11 protein-coding genes are annotated in these 10,519 nt (G+C 69.2%); 1 reads left to right on the plus strand and 10 read right to left on the minus strand.

The features are described from left to right. Positions 1–52: 52 nt before the first annotated feature. From tuf to AVP41_RS10505, 9 genes are all read right to left on the minus strand, one after another. Positions 53–1,246: an elongation factor Tu gene (tuf, locus tag AVP41_RS10465; protein WP_067164079.1), complete on the minus strand. Its 1,194-nt coding sequence runs from the start codon at positions 1,244–1,246 to the stop codon at positions 53–55. Between the two features lie 151 nt (positions 1,247–1,397). After that, entirely contained in the window at positions 1,398–3,512 is a 2,115-nt protein-coding gene (gene fusA / locus AVP41_RS10470) for an elongation factor G (RefSeq protein WP_067164081.1), read from the minus strand. Between the two features lie 116 nt (positions 3,513–3,628). After that, a complete protein-coding gene (rpsG, locus tag AVP41_RS10475) occupies positions 3,629–4,099 on the minus strand; it encodes a 30S ribosomal protein S7 (RefSeq protein WP_005050524.1) in 471 nt (156 codons plus the stop codon). 5 nt (positions 4,100–4,104) lie between these two features. After that, positions 4,105–4,473: a 30S ribosomal protein S12 gene (gene rpsL / locus AVP41_RS10480; RefSeq protein WP_018187369.1), complete on the minus strand. Its 369-nt coding sequence runs from the start codon at positions 4,471–4,473 to the stop codon at positions 4,105–4,107. 356 nt (positions 4,474–4,829) lie between these two features. Continuing rightward, positions 4,830–5,231 carry a hypothetical protein gene (locus AVP41_RS10485; protein ID WP_067164083.1) on the minus strand — a complete coding sequence of 134 codons (402 nt, stop codon included), beginning with the start codon at positions 5,229–5,231 and terminating at the stop codon, positions 4,830–4,832. 3 nt (positions 5,232–5,234) lie between these two features. Further along, positions 5,235–6,728 carry a DUF5684 domain-containing protein gene (locus tag AVP41_RS10490; RefSeq protein WP_067164085.1) on the minus strand — a complete coding sequence of 498 codons (1,494 nt, stop codon included), beginning with the start codon at positions 6,726–6,728 and terminating at the stop codon, positions 5,235–5,237. Positions 6,729–6,760: 32 nt separating this feature from the next. Continuing rightward, the gene (locus tag AVP41_RS10495; RefSeq protein ID WP_067165815.1) at positions 6,761–7,426 is read right to left on the minus strand and encodes a spermidine/putrescine ABC transporter substrate-binding protein; all 666 of its coding nucleotides are present in this window, start codon (positions 7,424–7,426) and stop codon (positions 6,761–6,763) included. Between the two features lie 80 nt (positions 7,427–7,506). Continuing rightward, positions 7,507–7,986: a DUF6121 family protein gene (locus AVP41_RS10500; protein WP_067164087.1), complete on the minus strand. Its 480-nt coding sequence runs from the start codon at positions 7,984–7,986 to the stop codon at positions 7,507–7,509. 1 nt (position 7,987) lies between these two features. Then, positions 7,988–8,917 carry an ABC transporter gene (locus AVP41_RS10505; protein ID WP_067164088.1) on the minus strand — a complete coding sequence of 310 codons (930 nt, stop codon included), beginning with the start codon at positions 8,915–8,917 and terminating at the stop codon, positions 7,988–7,990. 130 nt (positions 8,918–9,047) lie between these two features. Here AVP41_RS10505 and AVP41_RS10510 point away from each other — a divergent pair, with 130 nt between their 5' ends. Beyond that, positions 9,048–9,725 carry a hypothetical protein gene (locus tag AVP41_RS10510; protein WP_231902731.1) on the plus strand — a complete coding sequence of 226 codons (678 nt, stop codon included), beginning with the start codon at positions 9,048–9,050 and terminating at the stop codon, positions 9,723–9,725. 30 nt (positions 9,726–9,755) lie between these two features. Here the strand turns inward: AVP41_RS10510 and AVP41_RS10515 are convergent, their stop codons facing one another. Beyond that, positions 9,756–10,361, minus strand: a complete 606-nt coding sequence (locus AVP41_RS10515; RefSeq protein WP_067164092.1) for a hypothetical protein — start codon at positions 10,359–10,361, stop codon at positions 9,756–9,758. Positions 10,362–10,519: the final 158 nt, after the last annotated feature.

Below are 10,519 nucleotides of genomic sequence, written 5' to 3' on the forward strand. Positions count from 1 at the left end.
TCCGACCCCCTTCGCGGAAGTCGTTGACTCCCGCCGAAGTGTGTACTCCGACTTACTTGATGATCTTCGTCACCGTGCCGGCGCCGACGGTGCGGCCACCCTCACGGATCGCGAAGCCGAGGCCCTCTTCCATGGCGATCGGCTGGATGAGCTCGACCGTCATGTCGGTGGTGTCACCGGGCATGACCATCTCGGTGCCCTCGGGCAGCGAGATGACGCCGGTGACGTCGGTGGTGCGGAAGTAGAACTGCGGGCGGTAGTTCGTGTAGAAGGGGTTGTGACGGCCACCCTCCTCCTTGGACAGGATGTACGCCGTGCCCTCGAAGTTGGTGTGCGGGGTCACAGAACCCGGCTTCACGACAACCTGGCCGCGCTCGACGTCGTCACGCTTGGTGCCGCGAAGGAGCAGACCACAGTTCTCGCCGGCCCAGGCCTCGTCGAGCTGCTTGTGGAACATCTCGATACCCGTGACGATGGTCTTCTGCGTCGGGCGGATGCCGACGATCTCGACCTCGGAGTTGATGGCCAGCGTGCCACGCTCGGCGCGACCGGTGACGACCGTTCCACGACCGGTGATCGTGAAGACGTCCTCGATCGGCATGAGGAACGGCTTGTCCTTGTCGCGCACCGGGTCCGGGATGGACTCGTCGACGGCGTTCATGAGCTCGACGATCGACTCGACCCACTTCTCGTCGCCCTCGAGAGCCTTCAGGCCCGAGACGCGCACGACGGGGGCGTTGTCGCCGTCGAAGTCCTGCGACGAGAGGAGCTCACGGACCTCGAGCTCGACGAGCTCCAGGATCTCCTCGTCGTCGACCATGTCCGACTTGTTGAGGGCGACGAGCAGGTACGGCACGCCGACCTGCTTGGCGAGCAGCACGTGCTCACGCGTCTGCGCCATCGGGCCGTCGGTGGCGGCGACCACGAGGATCGCGCCGTCCATCTGCGCCGCACCGGTGATCATGTTCTTGATGTAGTCGGCGTGACCGGGCGCGTCGACGTGCGCGTAGTGACGCTTCGGGGTCTCGTACTCGACGTGCGAGATGTTGATCGTGATACCGCGCTGACGCTCCTCGGGAGCCGAGTCGATCGACGCGAAGTCGCGCTGCACGTTGGTCGCGGACGGGTACTTGTCGGCGAGCACCTTCGAGATCGCGGCGGTGAGCGTCGTCTTGCCGTGGTCGACGTGACCGATCGTTCCGATGTTCACGTGCGGCTTGGTCCGCTCGAACTTGGCCTTAGCCACTGGGTCCTCCTCAGGACGGTCGTTGTAGAGCTCCGGGCGCTGGATTGCGACCGGCGTTCTACGGGGATGGTGTCATTGTAGTTGACAGTTCTGTATTCAGTTTGGGTGGATGCCGGGAGCGGCTGCCCCCGGCATCCGAGCCGGGAAAGGGTTACTCGCCCTTGGTCTTCTGGACGATCTCGTCGGCCACAGCCTTCGGGACCTCCGCGTAGGAGTCGAACTCCATCGAGTAGACCGCGCGACCCGAGGTCTTCGAGCGCAGGTCACCGATGTAGCCGAACATCTCCGACAGCGGGACGAGGGCACGGACGACCTTGACGCCGGCCGCGTCCTCCATCGACTGGATCTGTCCACGGCGGCTGTTGAGGTCGCCGATGACGTCGCCCATGTACTCCTCGGGCGTGCGCACCTCGACGTTCATGAGCGGCTCGAGGATCGCGGGGTTCGCCTTGCGGACGGCCTCCTTGAAGCCCATGGAGCCGGCGATCTTGAACGCCATCTCGGACGAGTCGACGTCGTGCGAGGCACCGTCGAGCAGCGTCGCCTTGACACCCACCATGGGGTAGCCGGCGAGCACACCGACGTTCATCGCGTCCTGGAAGCCCTGGTTGGTCGGCTCGATGTACTCGCGCGGGATGCGGCCACCGGTGACCTTGTTCTCGAATTCGTACGTCTTGTCGGCCGTGACCTCGAGCGGCTCGATCGCGAACTGGATCTTCGCGAACTGACCCGAACCACCGGTCTGCTTCTTGTGCGTGTAGTCGTGACGCTCGACCGCCTTGCGGATGGTCTCGCGGTACGCCACCTGGGGCTTGCCGACGTTCGCCTCGACGCGGAACTCGCGCTTCATGCGGTCGACGAGGATGTCCAGGTGCAGCTCGCCCATGCCCTTGATGACGGTCTGGCCCGTCTCGGGGTTGAGCTCGGTGCGGAAGGTCGGGTCCTCTTCGGCGAGCTTCTGGATCGCCAGACCCAGCTTCTCCTGGTCGGCCTTGGTCTTCGGCTCGATGGCGACCTCGATGACGGGCTCGGGGAAGGTCATCGACTCGAGGACCACGGGCTCGTTGGGGTCGGCCAGGGTGTCACCGGTGGTGGTGTCCTTGAGACCGATGACGGCGTAGATGTTGCCCGCCGTGACCGAGTCGACCGGGTTCTCCTTGTTGGCGTGCATCTGGAAGATCTTTCCGATGCGCTCCTTCTTGCCCTTGGTCGAGTTGATGACCTGGGCGCCGGAGTCGAGGTGACCGGAGTAGACGCGGATGTAGGTGAGGCGACCGAAGAACGGGTGCACCGCGACCTTGAACGCCAGCGCGGCGAACGGGTCGTTCGCGTCGGGGTGACGCTCGATGATCTTCTCCTCGTCCTTCGGGTCGTGCGCCTCGATGGCAGGCACGTCGAGGGGCGAGGGGAGGAAGTCGACGACCGCGTCGAGCATGGGCTGCACGCCGCGGTTCTTGAACGCCGAGCCGCACAGGACCGGGTAGAGCTCGCCGGCGACGGTGAGCTTGCGGATCGCCCCCTTGATCTCGGCGATCGAGAGCTCCTCGCCGCCGAAGTACTTCTCCAGCAGGGCCTCGTCGCTCTCCGCGACCGTCTCGAGCAGCTTCTCGCGGTACTCGGCAGCGCGGTCGGCGAGGTCGGCGGGGATCTCCTGGATCTCGTACTTGGCGCCCATGGTCACGTCACCCTTGGCATCGCCGGGCCACACCAGTGCACGCATCTCGACGAGGTCGATGACACCGATGAAGTCGTTCTCCGCGCCGATGGGCAGCTGGAGCACGAGCGGCTTGGCGCCCAGGCGGTTGATGATCGTGTCGACGGTGAAGTAGAAGTCGGCGCCGAGCTTGTCCATCTTGTTGACGAAGCAGATACGCGGGACGTCGTACTTGTCGGCCTGACGCCACACCGTCTCGGACTGGGGCTCGACACCCTCCTTGCCGTCGAAGACGGCGACGGCACCGTCGAGCACGCGCAGCGAACGCTCGACCTCGACCGTGAAGTCCACGTGGCCGGGGGTGTCGATGATGTTGATCTGGTTCTTGTTCCAGAAGCAGGTGACGGCGGCAGACGTGATCGTGATGCCGCGCTCCTTCTCCTGCTCCATCCAGTCGGTGGTCGACGCACCGTCGTGCGTCTCACCGAGCTTGTGGTTGACGCCCGTGTAGAACAGGATGCGCTCGGTCGTCGTCGTCTTGCCGGCATCGATGTGCGCCATGATGCCGATGTTGCGGACCTTGTTGAGGTCGGTGAGCACTTCTTGTGCCACGGGGTGTCCTTACTTGTGGTGAGGCGTCTCGGCTCGCGGTTTCGCCGCCCGCTCAACGACCGGATGGTGTCCTGGTCGTTGAGCGGGCGAAGCGAGACGAGACGCTGGTGAGGTGTTTACCAGCGGTAGTGAGCGAACGCCCGGTTCGACTCGGCCATCTTGTGGGTGTCCTCGCGGCGCTTGACCGCGGCACCGAGGCCGTTCGAGGCGTCGAGGATCTCGTTCTGCAGGCGCTCGGTCATCGTCTTCTCACGACGGCCCTTCGCGTAGCTGACGAGCCAGCGCAGCGCGAGCGTGTTGGCGCGGTGCGGCTTCACCTCGACGGGCACCTGGTAGGTGGAGCCACCGACGCGGCGGCTCTTGACCTCGAGGGTGGGGCGCACGTTGTCGAGCGCCTTCTTGAGCGTGGCCACGGCGTCCTGGCCGTTCTTGGCCTCGACGCCCTTGAGCGCGTTGTAGACGATCGACTCGGCGAGCGACTTCTTGCCGTCGACGAGGATCTTGTTCACCAGCTGGGTGACGATCGGAGCACCGTAGACCGGGTCGTTGACGACGACGCGGCGGGGTGCGGGTCCCTTACGAGGCATCTAACTCAACCCTTCTTGGCGCCGTAGCGGCTGCGAGCCTGCTTACGGTTCTTGACGGCCTGGGTGTCCAGGGCGCCACGGACGATCTTGTAACGCACACCGGGGAGGTCCTTCACACGACCGCCACGGACGAGCACCAGCGAGTGCTCCTGCAGGTTGTGACCCTCACCGGGGATGTACGCGGTGACCTCGGTGCCATTGCGGAGCTTGACACGAGCGACCTTGCGCATGGCCGAGTTCGGCTTCTTGGGCGTGGTCGTGTAGACGCGGGTGCAGACCCCCGCCTGCTGCGGGTTCGCCTTCAGGGCGGGCGCCTTGGTCTTGGTGACCTTGGGCGAGCGACCCTTGCGAACCAACTGCTGAATGGTTGGCACGTTCTCTCCTTGTCATGCTGCTCGGCCTGGACGGACCTCGCAGGTGCTGCACGGTGACAGCGTTCGTGGTTTCACCACAGATCCACCGGCGCGGCACGACAGTGCCGAACATGGTGTGGTGGATATGCCGTGGGGGCGCCCTGTTCGCAGGACGATCCCTGTTGCGTGCGCGACGCCCGCCGTCGGACCGAGGCACGACGCAAGGCGCGCACGTGCGCACACCCGGTCAATGATACGCCGTCTGCGGGAGGTGGGCAACCGAGGCCACCCGGACCCGCTCCGATGGGAATGGAGGAGTCAGCACGCGGAGCCGCCGAGGAGCCTCTCGGGGTCGGAGCAGCCGACCTGACCGGGCTTCAGCGAGGTCCGCGCCGCGTCCGGAGGGGCCGGACGAGGGCGGAGCCGATGTGCACGAGGGCGGCGACACCGAGGAGAGCCACGCCGGTGACAGTGCCCGCATCGGCGAGAGCGGGCTCACTCAGCAGCCGGAACGCCGCGACCGTCGTCGCCACGGCGAGCCAGCATGCCAGAACGACCGGCACCGCTGTCCCGAACCGCTCCGGCGTCGCACGTCGCGTGGCGACGAACCCGATCGCAGCCAGGGCCAGCGACAGTGTTCCCGACAGCAGCGCCACCTGGTCGAGGTCGTAGACGAACCCGCCCGCCCGGAACCGCGGCATCACGAGCGCCGGGGCGAACAAGGCGACGATGAGGGTGATCACCAGGAGGGCACCCCGCCCCTTCGCGTGGCGAGGCACGTCTCAGTCGTGCTGGAGGTGGAACTCCTCGTCGCCGAGGTAGAACCTCTCACCTGCTTCGAGCTCGGTTCCGGGGGCCACCTCCATCTCCTCCCCCATCAGGGTGCGCAGAAGCACGCCGTTGGTCGAGCCGAGGTCGGTGATCGCCCAACGGTCACCGCGCAGTTCCAGCCGCGCGTGGGTCTTGGACACGGTACGGGCCTGGTCTTCGACCGACACGAGCTGCGCCAGCGGGAACGCCGGGTCTGCCGCGGGACGACGACCGAGCACGACCGTCTCCGACGTGAGGGCGATGGCGTCGCCGGTGGCCGGAATGAGTCGCCACGCCACCGTCTTACGGCGGACCATCACCGTCTGGTCGACATCGTCCGCGTCGACATCCTCGGCATCGGGTCCGCGATGCTGCGCGGACACCGACGACCGTGCCGAGAGTGGGGATCCCGCGACCGGTGATCCGACCACGGCGGAGACCTCCCCCGACATCTCCGGGAACGCGTCGTGGTCGTCCGGCACTGCGGCCGCCGGCGCCGCCGGCAACGGTGCGGTGACCGACGGCTGCGCGGGGGCCGGAACGGCGGGCGGCTGCGCAGCGAGCGGAGCCTCGGGCGCGGGCTGTGTCGCTGGGCGCGCTCCGGGGACGAAGGAGATCAGGCCGTCGACGACGTCGCTCGACCCGGCCCCGTGTCCGCTCGGGAACGGACCGGCGGCGTCCGCCGGCGGTGGTGGCGAGAACGGGCGCGGCGCGGAGGACGCCGAGCTCGGCGGGTAGGGAGACGGCGAGACCGCGGAGACGTCGTCGATCTCGGCCGACCACGCGTCGGTCTCCACGCTCTGGTCGTCCGATGCGGCCCGTCCGGGAGGGCCCCACGCGTCGGGGACGCCCGACGTCGGCGCCGAGAACGCCCCGCCGTCCGGGGAGGCGCCTCCGCTCGCCGCTGGCGCGGGCGGGACCGGCGGGGCCGCGCCGAAGGGCGCACCCGCGGCCTGCGGTGCCGCGAATGCAGCCGACGGGCCCGCAGTGCCGGGCAGGGGCGGCCGCGGCGGAACCGGCATCGAGGACGCGCCGCCGATCCCGCCGGACGGCGGCGGCACGGGCGGCGCTGCTGTCGCGGGACGGGCACCCCGCCACGACGCCGGACCGAACCCGAGGATGCTGGCCCACACGACGAAGAGGAACGCGGCGAGCACCGTCATGCCGGTGCCGTAGCCGAAGCCCGGGTTGATGCGGTGGGCACTGACGATCGTCAGGACCAGCACCGCCACCGCACCCAATCCGGGCACGAGCAGCAGCAGGATCAGCCACGGGCTGAAGCCGCCCCACTTCAGCACGGTCGCCTGGTTGAGGAAGGGGACCCACCCCTTCCACGACTCCTCGCCGATCTTGCGGAACAGCGCCGAGAGCGCCAGCGCCGTCCAGACGTACAGGGCGATGCCGATGACGCCGCTCAGCAACCCGATGAGGGTCAGCAGCGACGTGTCGATCGTCGGGCTGGTCATGGACTCCACCTTAAGGGCGGACGGCCACTGTCTTACAGATCGGGGAGGCCGCTGTCCTGCCCCGGGTCGAACGGCGCGTCCAGGGAGCGCGTCAGCTCCTCCAGCATCGCCGCGATCTGTGGTTCGACGTACTGGCCGATCGCCGCCTGGATCCGCAGCCGGTGGTGCAGCAGCACGCTGCAGACCTCCCTGCCGATCATGTTCGCGTAGTCGTCGGCCAGCCCCACCTCCTGCCGCAGCGCAGCTTTCGCCTCGTCGGAGAGCGGCGGAAGGGCGGGCACATCGGAGTTCGCTTCGTCGGCCAGACCCGAGATGGTGAACAGGAACGGCGCCCCGGGGACGGGCTCCGGATCCATCGGCAACCCCTCGTACTCGGGGTCCAGGCCCTCGGCGGGGCGGTAGCTGCGGGCGCGGTTACGGGCGGCCTGCTGGTCGAGCTCCGCCTGCAGCATCGGCAGGTTGAGAGAGGTGTACTCGGCGACGGCGTGATCGATGATCGTCTTGATCCGGATCGACAGGCCATGCTGAACGCCGTGCGGGACGTCGGCGCCGAGACCGGCGGCAGAGAGCACGGGGGACCCGAAGCAACGGCGACACGGTGCAACTCGGCCCCGATGCGTCGCCGGCTCCCACCGCGGCAGCCAACGAAGCCAGGCGTCCACCGCCTGGCTGACCTGGGTCTCGATCGACCGCTCCACGGGCACCATTGTCCCCCGTCAGGCGTCCGGGAGTGCGGATTTCGATGCCACCGGGCACGCCGGCGTCCGCCGAGAGACGGTCAGGACTCGTCCTCGTCGCGTTCCCAGCGCCACGTCGGCCGCCGCGCCCGCGTGCGGACGAGTGCCACCGCGACCCACGCGCACACGAAGGTGACGACCACCAGCACCGGGAGGAACGGGCTCGTGACGAATCCGCCGACCGCGGCACCCGAGCGGGCGAGATCCGCACCGGTCACCAGCGCCCCGAACCACAGCCCGGCCACGTACGCCACGAACACCGTGACGACGCTCGCGATGGTCGAACGGTAGGTGGGCCGGGCGACCCGGGTGGCGAGCGCCGTGAGGATCGCGAAGGCGACACCCGCCACGACGACGGCCAATGCACCGGGCAACGATCCGAGGCCCGGCACCGAGACGACCTCGGCATCGGCGAGGAGGCTCGTCACTCCGAAAGCGGCGATCACGAGCGCGAAGAAGCCCACCGTCGTCAGCGCCACCGCCAGCGGCGGCGACACCGGGCCGCGTTCGGGTGAGCTCACGTCACATCCGGTGCAGTTGGGGGCCCGCCTCGAGCGTGCGCTCGTACTCGCGCTGAGCCTCGATGTTGAGCTCGGTCACCCGTGCGCCACGCGAGGCGACCCACGCCCCGAACCAGATCGTGATCTCGCGGCCGAGGATGAAGGCGACGATGGCCAGAGGGGCGAGCATCTGCCCCTCGATCAGTTCCGCGCCCTGGCTGGGGGTCAGACTCCAGAACGGCGCCTCGAACAGCTGACCCAGCAGGTGACCGCCGTACGCGGCGGCCCCCACCAGCAGACCGAAGATCACCCAGCGACCCCATCGACCGCGGTTGATGATCGCTCCCAAGAGCCAGAAGGCGAGGAAGAACACGACGACGGGCACCCAGAACCACCACGAGGTGACAGCGTCCAGCGCCTGCGAGCCGAGGCTCGTCACGGTCACGTCGCCGGAGGCGGCACCGAGTCCGAGGGCCGCGCCGAGGTACAAGAGGCCGAAGACCACGGCGGCGAGAAGGCCGATGAGCCCCGCGGCGCCCCGGTTGCCGCGCGGGCGCGGAGCCTCCGGCGCCTGGACGAAGATCGGCTGGGGCGCCGGAGCGGGCGCCACGACCGGTTCGACCCGCTCGGTCTCGGCCACGGGCGGAGTCGGTTCGCTCGGCGTGATGACGGCGGTGCGGTCGTCGGCGACGACGGTCTCGCTCACCGCCGGGGCAGCCGGGGCGGCCGCGCTGTCGGCAGTCGTGTCCACCGGGGCCTCGGGCTCGGGGCCCGCCGCCTCGATGTAGGAGAGGTCGTGGTGCGCCGGCTCCTGCGGAGCGACGGCGTCACGGGAGGCCGCTTCGGCTTCCGCCAGGCCCTCGTTGGCGCGGCCGACCACGTCGTCCACGTTGGTCGCGGCGTCGGACGACGTCGACGGCTCGACCGGCTCGCCGTGGTTGGGATCGCTCATTGCGGTGTGCTCCTCACGCGGAGGCGCGCGCCACCGCACAGCGAGCGTAACGTGCGGCGGGGCGCCCACCCCGAAGGCATGCCGACGTGTCGGCACCCGAGTCGCCGGGCGGTCTGCTTATCGTGGGCGCATGCCCTCGCGTCGCCCCGTCCGTGTACGAATGTCGGTACGGTCGCGCGTGCGCGTCCTGGCGCTGACGACGGCGACAGGAGCCCTCCTCGCGACGGCGTCGGCGTGTGCGCCGGAGCCCGCCCCGCCGACCCCGTCGACGCCGCCCGTGTCCGCGGCGAGCCCGACACCCTCCGCGGCGGGCGCGCCCGTGCTGGCGGATTTCCCTTTCGCGCCCTCCGAGTCCACCACTCCCCTGCCCGACGACTGTCGCGCCATCCTCACCGAGAGCGTCCTGAGCGAGCTCGGTGACGTTCCCTTGAACGCTCCCGGGATGGGTGGCGGCATCCGCCCCGACAGCACCCGGGTCTGCGCGTGGGGCGAGCCGGGCGCGGCGGGCACCTGGTTGGTCACACGCATCGGCTTCTCCCCGTTCCGCGCAGCCTCCGACGCGCTCTACGAGCTCGGCCGTGAGGGATTCACGTGCTACGAGCCGGGCGGCGGCATTCGGTGCGAGCGCACGTGGCCGCACGAGACGCTCCCCGTCACGCAGGGCCGGACCGTCTACTACCGCGACGGCATCGTCATCGACACGCAGTACTCCAACCTGGCACCGGCCGGCTACACCAACGCGATCATCGCGTCGATGTGGCCCGCGGGAGGAGCTCCTCGCCCGAGCCCGTCGCCGAGCACCCCCTGACGGACGCCGGACTCACCGGCGACCACCGGATCAGCGAGCCCCCCACACGCGGTCGGCGACGACGTCGACGTACCCCGACGGGCGCCATCCGCTCTCGAGGGTGGAGACCCAGAGACCGCCGACGATGTCGATCGTCTCCCGGTCGTCGCCGTCCTCCCGGACGCACCGCGTGCGGCGGTCCCGTTCCTCACACGTGTACCCCTGCACGCTCAGGGCCGTCCGGGCGATGGCGCCCGCGTCGGTGGGGACGTCGGCGAGCGTCGTGGACACCGAGCCCTCCGGCCCCGTCCACCCGCACGTGAGTCGCACGGCCGGTGCCAGAGCGTCCACCAGCGCCGGCGCCATCGTGGCGGGGGCGTCGGTCGAGGGGGTCAGGATCGACTCATCGGACCACACGAGACTCCGCCACACGGACGTGTCGTACAGTTCGCGACACTCCGTCGGGGGTCCAGCCGCCTCGACATCGCCGTCGCCCGCGACCGGTCCCGAGGCCGATCCGCCCAGCTGTCCACCGACGAAGCCGACGAGCCCAGGGACGAGCGGTGCCGCGATCCACACCAGGCCGCCGACGACAAGGGCGCACGCGAGTCCGACCGTCCACGCGAGCGCCGAGTTCCTTCCGCCGACCCGTGCCACCTCTCCACGCTAACCGCGGAGGGGGCCGGGGCCGTGGAGACGAGCCGAGAACCGCCGCGCGCAGACGCGAAAGAGCCCCAGGGGCGTACCCTGGGGCTCTTTCGACTCCTACCGGGAACCGATCAGTTGTGCTCGCGACTTCGTCGCTTCGACTTCAA

The organism is Microbacterium sp. TNHR37B (assembly GCF_001620065.1).
Taxonomy (GTDB): Bacteria; Actinomycetota; Actinomycetes; order Actinomycetales; family Microbacteriaceae; genus Microbacterium.